General features: G+C 72.0%; 15 protein-coding genes, 1 tRNA gene and 1 pseudogene. 7 read left to right on the top strand and 10 right to left on the bottom strand.

Annotation, left to right across the window (positions count from 1 at the left end):
• Window positions 1-75: 75 nt before the first annotated feature.
• Complete coding sequence (locus ACGGZK_RS08100) at window positions 76-3546, bottom strand: PQQ-dependent sugar dehydrogenase (RefSeq protein ID WP_395245757.1); 3471 nt, start codon at window positions 3544-3546, stop codon at window positions 76-78.
• A 467-nt stretch (window positions 3547-4013) separates the two neighbouring features.
• Between ACGGZK_RS08100 and tatA the strand changes: the two genes are divergently transcribed.
• Complete coding sequence (tatA, locus tag ACGGZK_RS08095) at window positions 4014-4313, top strand: Sec-independent protein translocase subunit TatA (RefSeq protein ID WP_395245756.1); 300 nt, start codon at window positions 4014-4016, stop codon at window positions 4311-4313.
• Window positions 4310-4771: a Sec-independent protein translocase TatB gene (locus ACGGZK_RS08090; RefSeq protein ID WP_395245755.1), complete on the top strand. Its 462-nt coding sequence runs from the start codon at window positions 4310-4312 to the stop codon at window positions 4769-4771. The genes tatA and ACGGZK_RS08090 overlap by 4 nt, the downstream gene beginning before the upstream one ends.
• Here ACGGZK_RS08090 and ACGGZK_RS08085 read toward each other — a convergent pair whose 3' ends face one another.
• From ACGGZK_RS08085 to ACGGZK_RS08075, 3 genes are all read right to left on the bottom strand, one after another.
• Window positions 4772-5923, bottom strand: coding sequence for a peptidoglycan-binding protein (locus tag ACGGZK_RS08085; protein WP_395245754.1), 1152 nt, complete (start codon window positions 5921-5923; stop codon window positions 4772-4774).
• 92 nt (window positions 5924-6015) lie between these two features.
• Window positions 6016-6567: a hypothetical protein gene (locus ACGGZK_RS08080; RefSeq protein ID WP_395245753.1), complete on the bottom strand. Its 552-nt coding sequence runs from the start codon at window positions 6565-6567 to the stop codon at window positions 6016-6018.
• A 103-nt stretch (window positions 6568-6670) separates the two neighbouring features.
• Window positions 6671-6761 (bottom strand) — tRNA-Ser (locus ACGGZK_RS08075).
• 110 nt (window positions 6762-6871) lie between these two features.
• On the opposite strand from ACGGZK_RS08075, the gene ACGGZK_RS08070 reads away from it, so the two are divergent.
• Together ACGGZK_RS08070 and radA are read left to right on the top strand one after the other, a co-directional pair.
• Entirely contained in the window at window positions 6872-7708 is an 837-nt protein-coding gene (locus ACGGZK_RS08070; protein ID WP_395245752.1) for an SGNH/GDSL hydrolase family protein, read from the top strand.
• Between the two features lie 47 nt (window positions 7709-7755).
• A complete protein-coding gene (radA, locus tag ACGGZK_RS08065; RefSeq protein WP_395245751.1) occupies window positions 7756-9120 on the top strand; it encodes a DNA repair protein RadA in 1365 nt (454 codons plus the stop codon).
• 23 nt (window positions 9121-9143) lie between these two features.
• Here the strand turns inward: radA and ACGGZK_RS08060 are convergent, their stop codons facing one another.
• From ACGGZK_RS08060 to ACGGZK_RS08045, 4 genes and pseudogenes are all read right to left on the bottom strand, one after another.
• Complete coding sequence (locus ACGGZK_RS08060) at window positions 9144-9551, bottom strand: dehydrogenase (protein WP_395245750.1); 408 nt, start codon at window positions 9549-9551, stop codon at window positions 9144-9146.
• Between the two features lie 33 nt (window positions 9552-9584).
• The gene (locus ACGGZK_RS08055) at window positions 9585-10271 is read right to left on the bottom strand and encodes a hypothetical protein (protein WP_395245749.1); all 687 of its coding nucleotides are present in this window, start codon (window positions 10269-10271) and stop codon (window positions 9585-9587) included.
• 123 nt (window positions 10272-10394) lie between these two features.
• A complete protein-coding gene (locus ACGGZK_RS08050) occupies window positions 10395-10901 on the bottom strand; it encodes an amino-acid N-acetyltransferase (RefSeq protein ID WP_395245748.1) in 507 nt (168 codons plus the stop codon).
• 137 nt (window positions 10902-11038) lie between these two features.
• Window positions 11039-13568 (bottom strand): annotated as a pseudogene (locus ACGGZK_RS08045) (ATP-dependent Clp protease ATP-binding subunit).
• A gap of 177 nt (window positions 13569-13745) precedes the next feature.
• On the opposite strand from ACGGZK_RS08045, the gene ACGGZK_RS08040 reads away from it, so the two are divergent.
• Together ACGGZK_RS08040 and ACGGZK_RS08035 are read left to right on the top strand one after the other, a co-directional pair.
• The gene (locus tag ACGGZK_RS08040; RefSeq protein WP_395245747.1) at window positions 13746-14360 is read left to right on the top strand and encodes a hypothetical protein; all 615 of its coding nucleotides are present in this window, start codon (window positions 13746-13748) and stop codon (window positions 14358-14360) included.
• Window positions 14360-14647 (top strand): helix-turn-helix domain-containing protein, encoded by a 288-nt coding sequence (locus ACGGZK_RS08035; RefSeq protein WP_395245746.1) that lies wholly within the window; start codon window positions 14360-14362, stop codon window positions 14645-14647. Before ACGGZK_RS08040 ends, ACGGZK_RS08035 begins: the two co-directional genes overlap by 1 nt.
• Here the strand turns inward: ACGGZK_RS08035 and ACGGZK_RS08030 are convergent.
• Window positions 14640-15119 (bottom strand): hypothetical protein, encoded by a 480-nt coding sequence (locus tag ACGGZK_RS08030; protein WP_395245745.1) that lies wholly within the window; start codon window positions 15117-15119, stop codon window positions 14640-14642. The two genes, ACGGZK_RS08035 and ACGGZK_RS08030, sit on opposite strands and share 8 nt — an antisense overlap.
• A 45-nt stretch (window positions 15120-15164) precedes the next feature.
• On the opposite strand from ACGGZK_RS08030, the gene ACGGZK_RS08025 reads away from it, so the two are divergent.
• Window positions 15165-16226: a pirin family protein gene (locus ACGGZK_RS08025; protein ID WP_395245744.1), complete on the top strand. Its 1062-nt coding sequence runs from the start codon at window positions 15165-15167 to the stop codon at window positions 16224-16226.
• Between the two features lie 156 nt (window positions 16227-16382).
• Here the strand turns inward: ACGGZK_RS08025 and ACGGZK_RS08020 are convergent, their stop codons facing one another.
• Window positions 16383-19448, bottom strand: a complete 3066-nt coding sequence (locus tag ACGGZK_RS08020; protein WP_395245743.1) for a M14 family zinc carboxypeptidase — start codon at window positions 19446-19448, stop codon at window positions 16383-16385.
• Window positions 19449-19738 lie beyond the last annotated feature (290 nt).

Raw genomic sequence — 19738 nt, 5'->3', positions numbered from 1 at the left:
CGAGGCGAACCCGAACCGGGCGACCCGGGTCGGTCAGGGTGGTGGGGCCCGCGCCCTGCGCGGGCCCCACCGGGGTTAGGAGCGCACGGTCAGGCTGGCCGTGTCCGTGCTCTTGGCGACGCCGGCGGAACCGTCGTACGACACCTGGATCTGGTAGGAGCCGGAGGCGAGCTTCGGCAGGGTGACCACGACATGGCCGGACTCGTCGAGCGTTCCGGTCAGGGTCGCGACCGTCGAGGTGCCCTTCAGCACCTTGACCGTGACGCCGCCGACGGGGACGATGCCCGTCGTCGAGGTGACCTCGATGGTCGCCTTGGCTGCCACCGCCGGCTTGACCGGGTCGGGCGAGACGGTGATGTCGGTGATCGACTTCGTCTGCGCGACCGTGAGTCGTGCCGTGCCGGCCGAGGTCTTGAAGACCTCGTCGGCGAGGTAGGACGCCCGCAGCGTGTAGGTGCCCACCGCGAGGTCGGCCGGCAGGGTGATGGTCGCCTTGCCGTCGGCGTCGAGGGTGCCGCGGCCGACCTCGGCGTCGCCGATGGTGAGCGCGACCTCGCCGGACGGCACGCCGCCCGCACCGGTCACCTGCACGGCGACCGGAGTCGCCTCACCGTACGAGGCCCGCGAGGAGCCGAGCGTCACGAGCGTGCGGCTGTCGACCGTCGGCTCGTTCGGCGCGTCCAGGTCGACCTTGAAGGACACCTGGCCGACCTGCGACACGTTGCCGCCGGTGTCGGTCGCGCGGTATCGCAGGTCGTAGGTGCCCTTCGCCTGGAAGGTCACCCCGTACTGCTGGTTCGCGGCGAGGGCCGTCCACGTGGCACCGCCGTCGCGCGAGTACTGCACGCTGGCGAGCGCCCCGTTGTCGGCGGGCTGCACGGCGAACCGGACCGGCTCGTTGAACACGCCGCCGACGCCCGTCGGGGTGCCCGGGGTGAGGGTGTGCGCGACCGTCGGGGCCGTGACATCCGCCACGCCGTTGCCGACCATCTTGATCGAGTCGACGGCGAGCTCGTTCGCCGAGGTCACGAACAGCTGGCCGCTGCCGGTGGGAGCGGTGAAGGCGATCTCGACGTCCTTCCAGCCGGAGCCGCCGGGGATGGTCGCCGAGGCGAACGGCGCCGCGGTGGCGCTGTTCCAACGGAGGTCGACCTTGCCGGCGCCGTTGGCGCGGATGACCGCCCCGGTGATCCCCGAGAAGCTCACGGGGTCGAACCGGAGGTAGTCGGCGACGCCGCCGTCGGTGCCGAGGCCGCGGATCGCGGTCCCGCCGGAGGCGGTCTCGTCCTCGTAGACCACGACGCCCTTGCGCTGGATGGCGTACTCGGCCTCCTGCGTCTTCGGGTTCAGTCGCAGCGCGGCCTCACCCGACGCGGCCGGCAGGCCGTTCGCGCCGTTGTCGGTGTAGGTCACGACGACCGCCCCGTAGAGGTTGGCGCCGGCACCGTGCTCGGGCGAGTTCGGGTCGGTCTTCCACGCGCCGGTCGCGCCGGTGCCCGAGACCTCCGGGTGGGCGTGCTCGTCGTGGCCGAGGCCGTAGGTCCAGTTCACGCGAGTGGACACGACCTCGTTGCCGTCCTCGGCGTCAGCCGTGGTCACCTTGTACGGGATGGCCTGGCCCCAGTCGAAGAAGCCGCCGTTCTCGGGGTACTGCACCGTGACCGCGGGGGCCTGGTTGCCGACCGAGACGACCTTGCTCGTGAGGCTGTACTTGCCGCCCGCGTCCGTGACCCGGAGTCGGGCGGTGTAGGCGCCGAGCTCGGTGTAGGTGTGGGTCGCGGTGGCGCCCTCGTACTCGAACGTGCCGTCGCCGTCGATGTCCCACGCGTAGGTGAGCGCGCCGCCCTCGGGGTCGGTGCTCGTCGACGCGTCGAACTTCACCTCGACCGGCGCGGCGGACGACGAGCCGGGGGTGGCGGTGAAGCGCGCCTGCGGCGCCTTGTTGCCCTCGGCGTAGTCGATCCGGTACAGGCCGGCGTCGGGGTTGGCGCGGAAGAAGCCGTCACCGTAGTCGAGCACGTACATCGACCCGTCGGGGCCGAACTCGATGTCCATCGGGTTGTCGTGGATCGGCTGCGCGGCGGCGGTCAGCGCCGTGTTCGGCAGGAAGTCCTGGATGTGCGTGACCTCGTCGGCGTCCCAGTCCACCGTGAAGGCGGCGATGTAGTCCTGCGAGAACTCGCCCATGAAGGCCTTGCCGTCCCAGTACTCCGGGAACTTCGCCGTCGACGGGTTGTCGGCGTCGTAGTGGTAGACCGGTCCGCCCATCGGGCCCTGGCCGGAGCCGGTGCCGAAGTTCACGAGCTCGTCCCACGGCTGGTCGCCGGGGTTGTCGCCGTAGTAGAGCGTGGCGGGACGCGCGTCGGGGATCTCGGTGAGGCCGGTGTTCCAGGCCGAGTCGTTGACCAGGTTCTGCGGGTCGAAGAACGCACCCGGCGTCGCGGTCGCGAAGTCCCAGTCGTTGTAGGCGAAGTTGTCGCCCGTGACGTACGGCCAACCCGAGTTGTGCGGGTCGTCGAGGCTGGTGGTGTTCCACTCGACGATGCCCATCGGGCCGCGGCCGGCGGTCGAGGCGACCGCCTTCGTGGCATCCGGCCCGTAGTCGCCCCACGAGAGCGAGTTCGTCTCGGGGTCGACCTCGATGCGGAACGGGTTGCGCACGCCCATCACGAAGATCTCGGGACGGGTCTTCTCGGTGCCCGGGGCGAACAGGTTGCCCTCGGGGATCGTGTACGAGCCGTTCTCCTCGACGTGGATCCGGAGGATCTTGCCGCGCAGGTCGTTCGTGTTGCCGGCGCCGCGTCGCGAGTCGAAGCCGGGGTTCATGCCGGGCGCGTCGTTGTTCGGCGCGAAGCCGTTGGCGCCGGGGGCGCTCGCGGGCGTGTTGTCGCCGGTGCTCAGGTAGAGGTTGCCGTCGCCGTCGAAGTCGATGTCGGCGCCGACGTGGCAGCACTGGCCGCGCTGGACGGGGACGTCGAGGATGACCTGCTCGGTGGCGAGGTCGATGTCGTCGCCGGTCCACTGGAAGCGCGAGAGGCGGTTGACGCCGAGCCACTGGTTCCAGTAGCTCGAGTCGGCGCCGGCCGGCAGCGAGTTGGGTGCCGAGCCGGTCGGGGTGTCGGCCACGCCGTCGCCGTTGGCGTCGCGCGGGGCGTACACCAGGTAGACCCAGTGGTTCTCCTCGAAGTCGGGGTCGATGGCGATCGTCTGCAGCCCGTCCTCGGAGTTGGCGTAGACGTCGATCGTGTTGACGACCGAGGTGACGCCCGCTGCCGGGTCGGTGAGGCGGATGTCGCCGTTGCGCGCGGTGTGCAGCACGCGGCTGTCGGGCAGCACGGTGAGGTCGATCGGCTCGCCCACGTTCTTCGTGAGCAGGATCTTCTCGTAGTGCGACCAGTCGAGCGCCGCGTCGGCTCCCGTCTCCGCTCCGTGGTCGACGCCGTCGTGCGCGAACGCCGGCGTGCCGGCGAGGACGAGCGCTCCGACGGCGAGCGCGACGGGGGCGGCGAGCCCTCGTCTGCGCGAACGCCTGCGCGTATGATTCATCGTTGAACAGCTCCTGTCGGTTCGTTGCCTGTCAGGGTTGTCGCGATCGGGTCACCTCCACCGCTTCAGTCGGTATCGGGGGTGGCCCGGTCTCGTGGGTGGCCTTCTGCCACCGTTCGCGTGCGCTCGCTCCCTTTCCACTCGTCTTCGAGCCCTGGTGCTTCGCCGGGACTTCGTCGTCTCGCCGTGGGGAGTCCTTGCGCCCCCACCGCCCGATGCCGTCGCACGCGTCTCCGGCATCGCCCTGGCGAAATCATGTCCGAAGTTTCGTCGCCCGTCAAACAAAAGTTGTTTGTTTGCCGTTCAAGATAGTGAGCCTGTCTCGCAGTCTTGTTTTCGGTTCCCGCGCACCTATATGATCCACCGCAACAGGACAACGCGGTCGCCATCGACGCGCGCCGTCCGAATTGAAACCATTCGACGCGGGGGCATCGAGGCCGCCGTATCCGAGCCCGAAGGAGGGCCCGATGCTCCAAGGACTGACCGGCTGGCATCTGTTGATCGTCGTCGGCGTGATCGTGCTCCTCTTCGGCAGCGCCAAGCTGCCGGCCCTCGCCCGCAGCATCGGCCAGTCGGCCCGGGCGTTCAAGGGCGAGATGAAGGCGATGCGCGACGACGACGAAGCGGATGCCACGACCGTCGCCTCGACCCCCGCCGCCGCCGCGGCGCCCGCGGCCCAGGCCGTCGCACCGGCCGCGACCGTCGTCGCCGAGCCGCAGGTCCCCGCGACCTCGGACCCGGCGCCGCAACCGGCGCCCGGGCGATGACCTTCGGGCTCACCTTCGAGAAGCTCCTCCTCATCGGCGTTATCGCCGCACTGCTGGTGGGCCCGACCCGCATCCCGGTGTACGCGGCGGCGCTGGGGCGGTTCGTCTCGAAGTTGCGGGCCCTCGCCCAGACCACGACCGACCGGGTGCGCGACGAACTCGGCCCCGAGTTCACCGACGAGGACTGGCGCGCGCTCGACCCAAGGCGCTACGACCCGCGCAGCATCATGCGCGCGGCGCTCCAGGACGACCCCGATGCGGATGCCCCGCCGGCGACGATCACGCGATCGCGGGCCGCGCTCGGCCAGGGGGGCCGGGGCGCCGACGCTCCGGGCGACGACGCTCCGAGCGACGCCGTTCCGGGCGACGGAAACCCGCCCGGCGGTGACGGCACGCCGGCCGGCGGTGACGGCACGCCGGTCGGCTCGACCGCCGCCGACCGCCCGCTGCGCACGTAGCTACTCGCTCGCGGGCTCGGTCGGCTCGGCCGTGGGCTCCGCCGTCGGCTCGGCCGCGGCCGCCTGCAGTTCGGCGATCGCCTGCTCGAAGGCTGCGATCGTCGCGGCGTCGACGGTGCCGGTCGGCTCCACGCCCAGCTCGACCTGGAACGCCTGCAGCGCCTCGGTCAGCGCGTCCGTCCACACGCCGTCGACCGGGCCGTCCCAATAGCCGACCAGCTTCAGCGTCTGCTGCACTGCGGCCGTCGAGGCGAGCGACTCCTGCGCGGCTGCGCCGCCGACCGCCACGAGCTCGGCCTGGAGCGCGGCGGCCGTGGCCTTGTCAACCGTGCCGGTCACGGGCAGCCCGTTCGCCGCCTGGAGGTCCTCGATCGCCTGGACGGTCAGGGGTCCGGAGATGCCGTCGACCGTGCCGGCGTAGTACCCGGCCGTCGCGAGGTCCTGCTGCAGGGCGTAGGTGTACGCGCTGACCGCGGCCTCGGCCGCGACGCGCTGGTCGTCGGTGAGGCATCCGGCATCGGCGAAGAGCCGCAGCCAGGCGAGCTCGAGCGCGACGACGGCGCTGTTGAACAGCTCGGATGCATCCGCCAGCGGGGTCTGGTCGGTGACCGCGTCCTGCGCGGTCTCGAAGTCGGCGTCGGCCTGCTCGACGCGGTCGACCGTCGCGGCCGGCACCAGCGGGGCGGGGGTCGGCGTCTCGGCGGGCGCCGTGACGCTGGGCGTCCCGGTCGGGCCGGCCTGGGCCGCCGCCAGCGCGGCCTGCGCCTCGGCCAGCTCCTGCTCGGCGACCACGACGTCGTGCTGGGCCTCGACCGCGGCCTCGGCGCCGTCGAACGCGTCGTCGCGCGGCTTCACGAGGTCGGCGCCCGCGACGCGCACGTCGCCGACGGTGGGCGCGGTGTCGTGCAGCACGTCGCCGTACCGGTCGAGCGCGTCGATGTAGTCGCGGCTCGCCTCGCAGAACGCACCGGATGCGTCGGCGAACGCGTCCTGCGCATCGGCGAGCGCCCGCTCCTTCGCCGCGACCTGGGCCTCGGCCCGGTCGACCTCGCTCACCGAGTCGGAGCAGCCGGTGAGCCCGACCGCGGCGATCGCCACGCATGCCACAGCGGCCGCGAGCTGCCCGGCCGCCCCCTTCCGAACCGTCTTCACGTCTCCCCCTCAGGATGCGGAACCCTGGCTCATCATGGCACTCGCGACCGCCGCGGGCGGCGGATTCCGGCGCGACGCGCGGCGCCCGAGTATCAGGCGGTCGTCGCGATCGCGTACGACTCGAGCGCGGCGAGTCGCGCGGCCCGATCACCGGCGATCTCCACGACCTTCGACCGCCCGCCGATCAGGTCGGGATCGTCGACGAGGTCGAGCAGCGCGTCGTTCATCGCCGCCCGCAGCTCGAGGTGCTCGTCGGGCCCGGGCGCCAGCCGATCCCTCGCGGTGAGCGGGAGCACGACGAGCAGGTCGACGTGGCCGAGCGCCTCCGTGGTGATCGCCGCCGCGCGCTCGAGGAATTCGCGTGAGCCCGCCGAGCCGGTCAGCTCATCGAGCGCGAGCAGGTACGCGAGGAAGTCGATCGGACCCCGCTCGGCGATGAGGTCTCCGGCCGACTCCTCGGGGCCGAGCCGGGCCGCCGCCACCCGGAGTTGCGCCGCGAACATCGCGGCCCCGGGCGCGTCCCAGGTCTCGTCGACGAGTTCGAACGGGTCTGGGAGCACGGTGAACTCGGGGTGACGGAGCGCGAAGTCGGAGATCAACGTGCTCTTCCCGCTCGAGTGGGTGCCGGAGACGACGATCCGCATGTCGCGACTCTAGGGCACGGCCGCCGCAGCGCGGCGCTCGGCCGCGCGGTCGCTCAGGGGAAAGCGAAAGGCCCCGAGATCATCGATCTCGGGGTCTTTCACATGGCGGTGACGGTGGGATTTGAACCCACGGTAGGGGGTTACCCTACACAACTTTTCGAGAGTTGCACCTTCGGCCGCTCGGACACGTCACCGCGCACAACTGTAGGCGACTCCGGCCGTTCATCCAAATCGAGACGATCGCCCCAGCGAACCTCCAGCCGGCGCCCAGCCCGGTCGCAGCGGGCGGCCCTAGCTTCGGCTCGTGACCCTCGACTCGTCCGCCCGGCTCGCCGCCGGCTTCCGCCTCGCCGCCGCGACGGCGCTCGGGCACGCCGGCGTGCCGCGGTTCCGGCAACTCGTGGTCGCCAACGCGGCGACGCTGAACGAGACCCTGCCCGTGCACTCGAAGTGGTGGCGCGACCGCGCCGCCGCGGGCGGCGACCTCGTGCACGTCACGATCGGCGACAGCGCGGCGCAGGGCATCGGCGCGAGCCATCCGTCGCGGGGTTGGAGCGGACGCGTCTCGGATGCCGCGGCCGCCGTGACCGGCCGCGTCGTGCACGCCGTCAACCTGAGCGTCTCGGGCGCGACGACCGGGCTCGCGGTGCGCGACCAGCTGCCCCGGCTCGCCGGCCTCGACCCCGACCTGGTCACCGTGTCGATCGGCGCGAACGACATCGCCGGATGGGACCCGCGAGAATTCGACGACCACCTGCGCACCATCCTCGACGCGGTGCCGGAGCACGCGATCGTCGCCGACCTGCCCTGCTTCCACCTCTTCCCGAACGAGCGTCGCGTCGCCGAGGCGAACCGGCTGCTCCGCTCCGCCGCGGCCGAGCGCGACCTCGAGGTCGTGCCGCTGCACGAGGGCACGCGGCGCCGCGGCCTCCGGGGCATCCTGACCGAGTTCGCCGACGACCTCTTCCACCCGAACGACGACGGCTACGCGGTGTGGGCCGAGGCATTCGGGCCCGCGGTCGCGCGCTCGCTCGCCGCGCGCGGCCTCGCGCGCGTCACGCCGCTGCCGCAGCGCCGGGCCGCCGACTCCCCCGATCTCCTCGACGAGCGGATGCCTCCCGCGGCGGCCGCCGCGGCCTGAGCCCGTCCGGCACCGGCGATGTCGGTGGGGCGCGATAGCGTCGCCGCATGGCGCGCCCCACGAACTCCTTCCGTTGCTCCGAGTGCGGATGGACCTCCATCAAGTGGGTGGGCCGATGCGGCGAGTGCCAGCAGTGGGGCACCGTCGCCGAGCTGGGCGCCGTGGCGCCCACGCGGGTGCCGACGTCGATCATCCCGACCGGCGACCGTCGGGCGCGGCCCATCGCCGAGGTCGACGTCGAGCACACGGTGCACCGCCCGACGGGCATCGGCGAGTTCGACCGGGTGCTGGGCGGCGGCATCGTCGCCGGCGCGGCGATCCTGTTGTCGGGCGAACCGGGTGTCGGCAAGTCGACGCTGCTGCTCGAGGTCGCGGCGCGGGTCGCGGCATCCGGCCGGCGCGTGCTCTACGTCAGCGCCGAGGAGTCGGCCGCGCAGGTGCGCCTGCGCGCCGGCCGCACCGGGGCGCTCACGCCCGAGCTGTACCTCGCGAGCGAGACCGACCTCGCGACCGTGCTCGGCCACGTCGACGAGGTCGAACCGCAGCTGCTCATCGTCGACTCGGTGCAGACCGTGTCGAGCGCCCTCTCCGACGGGCTGCCCGGCCAGCCGAGCCAGGTGCGGGAGGTCGCGTCCACGCTCATCCGCGTCGCGAAGGAGCGGCAGCTGCCGCTGCTCCTCGTCGGCCACGTCACGAAGGACGGCACGATCGCGGGCCCGCGCCTGCTCGAGCACCTGGTCGACGTCGTGTGCCAGTTCGAGGGCGACCGGCAGACGGCGCTGCGCTTCGTGCGCGCCCTGAAGAACCGGTTCGGCCCGACCGATGAGGTCGGCTGCTTCGAGATGACCGGCGACGGCATCGCCGAGGTGCCCGACCCGTCGGGCCTGTTCCTCAGCCGCTCGCGCGCGTCGGTGAGCGGTACGTGCGTGACCGTCGCGCTCGAGGGGCGCCGCGCGCTGCCCGTCGAGGTGCAGGCGCTCGTCGTCGAGACGAAGGCGCCGCAGCCGCGTCGCGTCGTGAACGGCGTCGACCCGTCCCGCGTGGCGATGATCCTCGCCGTGCTCGAACGCCGCGCCGGCCTCCGCAAGCTCGGCGAGCTCGACGTGTACGTGTCCACCGTCGGCGGGGTCCGGCTGCAGGAGCCCGCCGCCGACCTCGCCATCGCGGTGGCGATCGCCTCCGCCGTGCGCGACCGCGCGGTGCCGCACGACCTCGCCGCCTTCGGCGAGATCAGCCTCGCGGGCGAGGTGCGCCCCGTGACGGCGGCGAAGCAGCGGGCGGGCGAGGCGCGCCGACTCGGCTACTCGACCATCGTCGACGTCGAGGCGGGCAGCGTGCGGGCGGCCGTCGAGCGCACCATGCTGGCGGCCGCGTCGAACGAGCGGGAACGGGAGCTCGACGCGGCGTTCTGAGGTCTCGAACGGGCGTCGCGCGGCTACGCCTCGAGCGCGCGCAGCAGTTCTGCGGGCGGCGCCTGCATCGGGTGCGGGCCGGCGATGTCGAGGAACACCGTGGTGATCGTCGACTCGTACCGCTTCAGGAACGTGCGCAACCACGCCGGGCTCTGCAGACCGACCGCGGGCGGCAGGTTCCCGGGCTTGTTCGCGGCGTCGCTGAACAGCAGGAGCGCCACCTCACCCGTGTTCGGGTCGCGGTAGGTCCACACCTCGCCGCCGTCGAGCGGCTTGTCGCGCGGCCCCGGCTTCACGAGCGGCACCACCGTGTTGCCGTGCCGGAGCGCGAGCGCGACCGCCGCGATGTCCTGCTTCTCGAGGGCCTCGGCGAGCGCCTGCGACCGGAACTCGATGGGCTCCTGCGACTTCTTGCGCGCCTTGCCTGCCATGCGCTCCAGCCTAGGCGAGAGGGGGCGGGCCGCTCAGTAGAGCAGGAACTGCTTCGACTCGGCCGACTCGATGCCGTCGACGAGCACCGTCAGGTGGTACGAGGCGCCGCCGGCCGGCACGGCCTCACGGCCGATGCCGCACGTGTCGGGTGCGGAGCGCGTGCGATCCCAGATGATCGGCACGGCCGAGCTCACGGGCTTGCCCGGCTCGAGCAGCACGTCGGCGTCGAACGGGTCGCCCTGGCAGTCGGTCGAGCGCCAGTAGACCTCCTCGCCGCTCTTGATGGTGAACTCCTGCACCTTCGTGCCGACGTTGAGCACGCACGCATCGGCACCCGTGTTCGTGAGGGTCATCGAGAGCTGCGGCTGCTCCCCCGCGGCGTACTCGGTGCGGTCGGTGACCGCCTCGACCGCGACCTGCGCGGACTTGCAGTGCTTGCCCTCGGCCGACGCCGACTCGGTGGGCAGCGCGGTGCCCGAGCCATCCGCCGCGGGCGCGTCGGTGGCGGGCGCCTCCGTGGCCGCCGCGTCGGTGGCGGCGGGCGTCTCGGTGGCGGGCGGCGCGGAGCGGTCGGCCTCGTCGCCCTGGCTCGAGCCCGGCCGCACGATGATCAGCACGATCGCGACGACGACGGCGAGGAGGCCGAGCAGCACGACGAGTCGACGACGCCGGTACACGGCGGGCGACGGCCGGCCGTTCGGGGCGGGGTTCGTCGACATGTGCACAGGGTACGACCGCGCCCCGCAGGCGGCGGGCATCCGCCCGGCGCGCCGCCCGTCCGGCGGCCGAGGCGCGCGCGGCAGCGGATCGACGGTGCGTCGACCGCCGCCGCGCGCCCTGGGTCAGAGGAGCTTGAGCATCCGGGTGTTGCCGAGGGTGTTCTGCTTCACGCGGGCGAGGTCGAGGAACTCGGCCACGCCCTCGTCGTGCGAGCGCACGAGCTCCGCGTACACCTCGGGGTCGACGGTGTCGGACCCCATGTCCTCGAAGCCGTGCCGCCCGAAGAACCCGACCTCGAACGTCAGGCAGAACAGGCGGGTGAGCCCGAGCTCGCGGGCGTCGTCGGAGAGCGCGTCGAGCAGGGCGTGTCCGACCCCCTTCGACAGCCACGCGTCGGCGACCGCGAGGGTGCGCACCTCGCCGAGGTCCTCCCACATCACGTGCAGGGCGCCGCAGCCGATGAGCTCGCCGTCGCCGGTCTCGGCGACCCGGAACTCCTGCACCGAGCCGTACAGGTCGACGCGCTCCTTGCCGAGCAGGATGCGTCGCTGCACCAGCGGCTCCACGAGGTCGAGGATGCCCGGGACGTCGCTGGTGCGTGCACGCCGCACGCGGTACTCGGTGGTCATCCGCCAACCCTACGACGCGCGAGCGACCCGTGACGCACGAGCCGACGCCCGAGGCCCGACGGCGCCGCGGCGACCTACGACGGCGGGCGGGATGCCGAAGCATCCCGCCCGCCGTCGTGGTCTCGCGGAGGCCGTGCCTAGTCGCCCGAGGCGGCCGCCAGGTCGGGCGTCGCCTGCCCGGTGCCGAGCGCGGCGCCGGCGTTCACGCCGACCCCGACCGGCAGCGCGCGCTGCGAGGTCGCGAAGGTGAACTCGCCGCCGACGAAGTCGACCTTCACGTGGTCGCCCGAGTTGAGCTCGCCGTGCAGGATCTTCTCGGACAGGCGGTCCTCCACCTCGTGCTGCACCGCGCGACGCAGCGGGCGGGCGCCGAGCGCCGGGTCGAACCCGAGCTCGATGAGCCGCTCCTTGGCCGACTGCGAGAGCTCGATCGTCATGTCGCGGTCGAGCATGCGGTCGGCGAGGCGCTTGATGAACAGGTCGACGATCTGCAGCAGCTCGGGCTTGGTGAGCTGCGGGAACACGATGATCTCGTCGACGCGGTTCAGGAACTCGGGCTTGAAGTGCTTCTTCAGCTCCTCGTTCACCTTGCCGCGCATGAGGTCGTAGCCCGTGCGGGGGTCGCCCTCGACCTGGAAGCCGACGGGGCCGCCCGCGATGTCCTTCGTGCCGAGGTTCGTCGTCATGATGATGACGGTGTTCTTGAAGTCCACGACGCGACCCTGGCCGTCGGTGAGACGGCCCTCCTCCAGGATCTGGAGGAGCGAGTTGAAGATGTCGGGGTGGGCCTTCTCGATCTCGTCGAAGAGGACGACGCTGAACGGCTTGCGGCGGACCTTCTCGGTGAGCTGGCCGCCCTCCTCGAAGCCGACGAACCCGGGAGGGGCGCCGAAGAGGCGGGAGACGGTGTGCTTCTCGCCGTACTCCGACATGTCGAGCGAGATCATCGCGGCCTCGTCGTCGAAGAGGAACTCGGCGAGCGCCTTGGCGAGCTCGGTCTTGCCGACGCCCGTGGGGCCGGCGAAGATGAACGACCCCGAGGGGCGCTTCGGGTCCTTGAGGCCGGCGCGGGTGCGGCGGATCGTCTTCGAGAGGGCGGCGATCGCCTCCTCCTGGCCGATGACGCGCTCGTGCAGCGCCTTCTCCATGAAGACGAGTCGGCTCGACTCCTCCTCGGTGAGCTTGAACACCGGGATGCCGGTCGCCTGGGCGAGCACCTCGGCGATCAGGCCCTCGTCGACGACCGCGGTCGTCTTGACGTCGCCCGACTTCCACTGCTTCTCGAGGCGGAGGCGCTCGCCGAGCAGGTTCTTCTCCTCGTCGCGCAGCGACGCGGCCTTCTCGAAGTCCTGCTCCTCGATCGCCGTCTCCTTCGCGGCGCGGACCACGGCGATCTTCTCGTCGAACTCGCGCAGCTCGGGCGGCGACGACAGGATCGACAGGCGCAGGCGGGCGCCGGCCTCGTCGATCAGGTCGATGGCCTTGTCGGGGAGGAACCGGTCGCTGATGTAGCGGTCGGCGAGGTTCGCGGCGGCGACGATCGCGCCGTCGGTGATCGAGACCTTGTGGTGCGCCTCGTAGCGGTCGCGGAGGCCCTTGAGGATGTTGATCGCGTGGGGCAGCGACGGCTCGGCGACCTGGATCGGCTGGAAGCGGCGCTCGAGGGCCGCGTCCTTCTCGAAGTGCTTGCGGTACTCGTCGAGCGTGGTCGCGCCGATGGTCTGCAGCTCGCCGCGGGCGAGCAGCGGCTTGAGGATCGAGGCGGCGTCGATCGCGCCCTCGGCGGCGCCCGCACCCACGAGGGTGTGGATCTCGTCGATGAAGACGATGATGTCGCCGCGGGTGCGGATCTCCTTGGTGACCTTCTTCAGGCGCTCCTCGAAGTCGCCGCGGTACCGCGACCCGGCGATGAGCGAGCCGAGGTCGAGGGAGTAGAGCTGCTTGTCCTTCAGGGTCTCGGGCACCTCGCCCTTGACGATCGCCTGCGCGAGGCCCTCGACGACGGCGGTCTTGCCGACGCCGGGCTCGCCGATGAGGACGGGGTTGTTCTTCGAGCGGCGCGACAGGATCTGCATGACGCGCTCGATCTCCTTCTCGCGCCCGATCACCGGGTCGAGCTTGGACTCGCGCGCGGCCTGCGTGAGGTTGCGGCCGAACTGGTCGAGGATCTGCGAGCCGCCGGCGGGCTGCTGCTGGTCGGTCGCGCCGACCTGCACCTGCTCCTTGCCCTGGTAGCCCGAGAGGAGCTGGATGACCTGCTGGCGCACGCGGTTGAGGTCGGCGCCGAGCTTCACGAGCACCTGGGCGGCGACGCCCTCGCCCTCGCGGATGAGGCCGAGGAGGATGTGCTCGGTGCCGATGTAGTTGTGGCCGAGCTGGAGGGCCTCGCGGAGGCTGAGCTCGAGCACCTTCTTCGCACGCGGCGTGAAGGGGATGTGCCCGGTGGGCGGCTGCTGGCCCTGGCCGATGATGTCCTGCACCTGCTCGCGGACCGCGTCGAGAGAGATCCCGAGCGACTCGAGCGCCTTCGCCGCCACGCCCTCACCCTCGTGGATGAGGCCGAGCAGGATGTGCTCGGTGCCGATGTAGTTGTGATTCAGCATCTTGGCCTCTTCTTGGGCCAGGACGACGACTCGAACGGGCTCGGTCGGTGAATCTCTCGAACATGCTCAACTCCTCACGGGCCCCGGTCGCTGCGGGGCGTCGATAGAACGACTGTAAGCGGCGCCCTCGGGCGATGGGGGCATGTTCGCCGTGGGCGCACCGATCCCTTGCGGTCGGCGCGGTTCGCGCCCTAACCTATCGATATTCGTTGTTATCGAGATTCGATATGGAGACATCCGGATGCCACTCCCCACCGAGACCGCACTCGATCGCGGCGACCGCCTCGGCATGTACCTGACCATCGGCATCGGCGCCGTCGCGATCGGCGCGACCGCCTGGGCCGCCGTCGCCCGCCTCGTCGAGGTGCTGCCCGGTCGCGACATCCCCGTGCTCGTGCCGTTCGTCGGCGAGCGCGCGGAGCTGCCGATCGGCCCGAACGGCGCGCCCGTCACGGTCGACGTCGACCAGGCGATCGTCACGGTGCCGAAGCCGGCCGCCGCGACCTGGTTCGCCCTCGTCGCCGAGCCGATCGTCGTCGCCCTCGCGCTCATCGCGGCGATCGTGCTGCTCGGCCTGCTCGCGTGGAACCTCGCCCGCGGCCGCGCGTTCACCCGCGCGAACACGCGCATCATCTGGTGGGGCTCCGCCGCCCTCACCGCCGGTTGGGCGCTCGGCGGCCTGTTCCGCACGATGGGCGTGAACGGCGCCCTCTCGGCGGTGAGCGACTACACCTACGACGGCGTGCTGTTCTCGACCGACTGGGCACCGTTCTTCGCGATCCTCGTGCTCGCCGTCTTCGGCGCGGCCTTCGGCATCGGCGAGCGCCTCCAGCGCGACACCGAGGGCCTCGTCTGATGGCGCCCGCCGAACCCGACGACGACCACGGCATCCACTGCCGGCTCGACGAGCTGCTCGCCGCGCGCGGCATGACGCTCGCCCGGCTCAGCGAGCTCGTCGGCGTCACCGTGGTGAACCTCAGCGTGCTGAAGAACGACCGCGCCCGAGCCATCCGCTTCTCGACCCTCCAGGCGATCTGCGACGTCCTCGACTGCGAGGTCGGCGACCTGCTCGTGCGGGAACGCCGGAGGCCGCCGCACCAGGGTGCGACGGCCTCCGGGACGGGTGCGGCTCCGGCTACTTGACCGGGACCTCGACCTCCGTGCCCGCGACCTGCACGGTCAGGGGCTCGGTGGTGGTGATGTTCATCGGCGTCCAGAAGACGGTGGTGTGCGGCACGAAGTCCATCGTGCAGGCGGCGTCGCCGTAGTCCTTCAGCGAGATCGCGACGGTGTTGCCCTCGAACTTCGGCTCGACGACGGTGATCTCGGTGCCGACCGGCGGGCAGGTGGACGAGCCCCACACGGTGACGGCGATCTGGCCGCCCTGCGCGAGCCAGACGGCGGTCGGGGTGCCCTCCTCGCCGGCGGCCTCCTCCTCGTGGCCCTCGGTCTCGCCGGTGTCGCCCTCGTCCTCCTCGACGGGGTGCTCGATGACGGGCCCGCCCGGGTAGTCCTCGGCCGGCGAGTGCGGCGGCGCGCATGCCGACAGGAGGAACACGGACGCGAGCGCGACGGCCGCGAGCAGGCCACGGCGGAGCGGAACGGAGGAAGCCATGCCGACATCGTATCGTCCGCCCTGCCCCGGCCTAGGATTCCCCACATGAGCAACCTCGAGCGCGATCCCCTCGAACTCCGGTGCCCGCCGGACCAGGCGACGGGGCCGGTGCTGCAGGTGCTCGAGCCGCGCGACGTGCCCCTCGGCGGGCCGCGGGCGATGCAGGTGCGCCGCACCCTCCCGCAGCGCGGCCGGACCACGATCGGCGCCTGGTGCTTCATCGACCACTACGGCCCCGACGACGTCGCCGACAGCGGCGGCATGGTCGTTCCGCCGCATCCCCACACGGGCCTCCAGACGGTGAGCTGGCTGTTCGAGGGCGAGGTCGAGCACCGCGACTCGACGGGGAGCCTCGCGCTCGTGCGCCCCGGCGAGGTGAACCTGATGACGGCCGGTCGCGGCATCTCGCACTCCGAGGTGTCGACGGCCTCGACCACGCGGCTGCACGGGGTGCAGCTGTGGGTCGCGCTGCCCGACGCGAACCGCCACGCGGCGCCCTTCTTCGAGCACGCCGACACCGAGGCGGTGACGATCGACGACGCCACGGTGCGGGTGTTCACCGGCTCGCTGCCCGACGTCGCGGGCGAGGCATCCGTCACCGTCTTCTCGCCCCTCGTCGGCGCCCAGGTCGAGCTGCCGCCCGGCGGCGAGGTCTGGCTCGAGCTCGACGAGGCGTTCGAGCACGGCTTCCTGGTCGACGAGGGGCCGGTGCAGGTCACCTTCCGCGCACTCGAGGGCGAGGCGGATGACTCCCCCGCCGATGCCGACCCGCTCGCCGAGACCGGGCACTCCGCCGACCTCGCGTGGAGCGAGCTCGGCTACCTGCCCGTCGGCCACGACGGCGTGCGGCTGCGTGCGACGGCGGATGCCGCGGTGCGCGTGCTGCTCCTCGGCGGCGTGCCGTTCGGGGAGGAGCTGGTGATGTGGTGGAACTTCATCGGGCGCAGCCACGACGAGGTCGCCGAGTTCCGGCGACAGTGGCAGGGCGACGTGATCGGCCGCGACGACCCCGACGGGCGGTTCGGCACGGTCGCCGGGTACCCGGGCGACGCGCTGCCGGCGCCGGAGCTGCCGACGGTGCGGCTGCGGCCGCGGCCCGGTGGGTGAGCCCGCACCCGGTGGGTGAGCCCGCACCCGGTGGTTGAGCCTGTCGAAACCACTGACACAGGTGGTTTCGACGAGCTCAACCACCGCTGGGGCCGCCGCCGACCCGATGCGTTCGGCATCGGGCCGGCGACGGCCCCGGGTGCGGTGCGTCGACGGTCAGTCGGCGTCGGCGGCCGCCGCCTTCCGGCGCCGCGTGATCAGCAGCACGGCGCCGCCGACCAGCAGGAGTGCCGAGCCGAGGACGATCGGGAGCACGATCTCGGCACCCGTGTTCGCCATCTTCCCGGGCGTCTCGCCCGACGCGGCGGGCTCGGACCCGCCGTCGCCGTCACCGGGGACGGGTTCCTCGGTCGCGGCGGCGACGACGGTGAAGTCGTCCCACCCGAACACGGTGCCCTCGCCGGTGACGACCGCGAGCCGGTGCTCGCCCAGCGGGGTCTCCGCCGGCACGGTCACCTCGAACCCGCCGTCGACGACCGTCTGCGTGCCGAGCGCGACCGGGGTCGAGAAGAGCACGACCTCGAAGGACGCGCCCTCGACGTCGTCGCCCTCGACCTGGACGGTGATCGTCTCGCCGGGCTCGACCTCGTCGGGCACGGTCACGCCGCCGCGGTTCTCATCGGTGAGGTCGGCCTCGACGACCGGGCCGACGACCGCGGTGCCGGTGCCGCCGACCCAGAACAGGCTGCGGGCGATGTCGGGGTACGACCCCACCGGGTGGGTGCGGAAGTTCACCGACGTGCCGAGCATCACCACGCGCGACCCGGTCGGGCCGGTCGCCGAGACGACGGAGGCCTGACCGGCGGCGTCGGCACGGCTGCGGCCGGCGCTGTCGCGCCAGTGCCCCGAGACGAACGTCTCGTCGGCCGCGTACGACTGCTCGACCTCGGCGTTCGTTCCGAGCGCGGTGTACCAGACCGCCGGGTACACGAAGGCCGTGTCCTGCGGGTAGGTGTCAAGGAGCCCGCCGTCGGCCTGGGCGACGTGCACGATGCCGTTCGAGCCGCTGGTGCCGCTCGTGGCGGTTGAGGCGACGAGGCCGAACGCGTTCGCGAAGCCCGCGATCGCGGTGCCCTTGCCGGCCACGCCCTTGCCCGATGCGAGGAACTCGGTCACCTTCGCGGTGCCGGCGGCCTGCCCGGCGTTGAACGACAGCGCCGAGCCGATCCAGAGCACGTCCGCCGTGGCGAGGTCGACGGCGCCCGACGTGATCGTCGCCGAGGTCACCGGCACGAGGTCGGTGAAGCCGAGGCGCTGCAACGTGACGCGGTCGTCCTGGCTGCCCGTGTAGGCGACCGTGAGCGCGTCGAGGCCGCGGCTCGGCTCGGCTCGGAGCCGCAGGCCGTCGGATGCGGTGAACGCGACGCCGTACGCGTCGGCGACGACCTGCGCGGCCTCCGCGTCGTCGCCGTCGAGGATGACGCTGCCGTCCTCGAACGCCGACACGGCGACGCCCGCCGCGAGCAGGGCGTTGAGCGCCTGGTACTCGGCGGCGCCCGCGGTGGCGAGCTCGAGGTACGCGGCCCCGGCCGGCACGGCCCCCGTGGGCGCGGACTCGGCCACGTCCTCGACCGGCATCGGCAGCGAGGCATCCGTCGTGTCGCCGAAGTCGACGACGTCGGCGCCCCAGAGGAGCGCGAGGCTCCAGGCGGAGATGTCGTACATGTCGGGGACGCGCTCGGAGATGTCGGTGCCGTCGGCGAGGAGTACGTTCGCCATGCCGCGGAGCGGCTGGTGCAGGTCGACGACGTAGCTGCCGGCGGGGTAGTCGACGCCGTCGACGGTGAAACCGGCCGTGGCGCGGTCCACCTCGACGCCGTTGGCGACGAGCTGGTCGACGAGGCGGGCGGCGTCGGTCTCGGAGCGCTGGCCCGCGCCCATCGGGATCACGTAGCCGCGCGGGAACTCGGCGCGGTACACGTCGGTCTCGTCCCAGACGTCGGCCCACTGGTCGGGGCCGGGGATCGTCGTCGGGTCGGGGTCGGCGGGGATGGTGCGCAGTTCCTCACCGGCCGCGCCGCGGCGGAAGATCTCGATCTGGTTGCCGAGGAGGGCGGCGCGCTCGTCGACCACGTAGTCGACCGCGGTCTCGATGACGACGCCGGCGACGGCGACGTTCACGGCCGTGTTGGCCGCGTTGCGCGGGTCGCTCGCCGGGTTCACGCGGCCGAGCGGCAGCTCGACGGTGTTCGTGATCGCGCCCTGGTAGGCGACGAACTGCGGGGTGAAGATCGGCGGCCAGTCGTCCCAGCCCGAGCGGATGTCCCGGAACGGGATCTTGATCTTCCCGGTGTTCTCCGTGGTGGTTCCGCCGGACGCCGACAGGTAGGTGTTGCCGGGGATGTCGGCCTCGACCACGGCCTCCTCGATCGCCAGCGCGGCCTCGTAGGCGTGCGGCAGGAAGAGGTCGTACTCGTAGTTCTCGCCGTGCGGGGGGCCGCAGGGTTCGATCTGGAGCACGTTCGTATAGCCGTGGATGTCGACGTAGAACGTCGGCTGCAGGACGCCGGAGAGGTCGCGGATGATCCGGGCCTCGGGCGTGGCGCCCGTGATCAGGTCACGGTTCGCGTCGAACCCGTCGCCGTTGGCGCGCTGCCCGAGCGCGCGGCCGTCGGGGTTGTTCGAGACGGTGAAGTACAGGCGGTAGCCGTCGAGCAGGTCGGCGACCTCCTCCTCGGGCGCGGTGGCGAGCTGCTCGATGTACTCGAGGATGCCGTCGGCGCCCTCCCACTCGTTGCCGTGGATGTTGCCGTTGAACCAGATCGGCACCTTGTAGCCGGCCATGAGGTCCGCGTCGGCGGCGGCCGCGGCCGCATCGTGCTTGATCTCGCTGCGCCAGGCGGCCTGCTGCGCGGTCTCGGCGGCGGTCTCGGGGGCGGTGATGGTGACGAGGTGGATGTCCCGTCCGAGCACCGACTGCCCGATGACCTGGGCCGAGATGCGGTCGCTCTGCGCCATGAGCGCGTTCAGCTTCGGCGCGATCTCGTCGTACGGGACGGCGCCGCGGTTGATCGACGCGTCGGTCGGGTCGTCGGCCGCGACCGGCAGCGTCGTCTGCGACGGGTACGACGTCGGGGGCGCGACGAGCGGGGAGATGGGATAGGTGATGGGCAGCGCGTCCGTGGTGGGGACCACGGCGTGCGCGGGTGCGGCACCGGTGACGAGGGCGGCCGCGGCGAGCGCGGCTGCTCCGGCACCGGAGACGACGCGTCTGAACGTCATGCAGAACTCCAGTTTCGATGGCGTGGCGTGGTGCGGTACGGGTGCGGGGTCGGCCGGAGCCCGGGTCACGGGCGACGGTTCCGCGTGCTGGTTCGACGCTGATAGCAATGAACGTGCGTATTCGCAGTCTGTCACGCACCAGTGGTGCGTTATCCGGCTCTCAGCGCACGATCTATGCGAATTTCGGCGCCCTCGTTGCATTTTGTTGCATCTTTGTCGCAGCGCGGACACGACGAGGGCACCCGCCCGCCGGTGTCGTGTTCGCGCACCGCGGCGAGGGGTGATGGATG

It is taken from the genome of Agromyces sp. MMS24-K17, from assembly GCF_043950245.1.
Lineage (GTDB): Bacteria > Actinomycetota > Actinomycetes > Actinomycetales > Microbacteriaceae > Agromyces.
The sequence above is the reverse complement of the archived record's forward strand: the minus strand, read 5'-3'. Positions and strand labels throughout refer to the sequence as shown.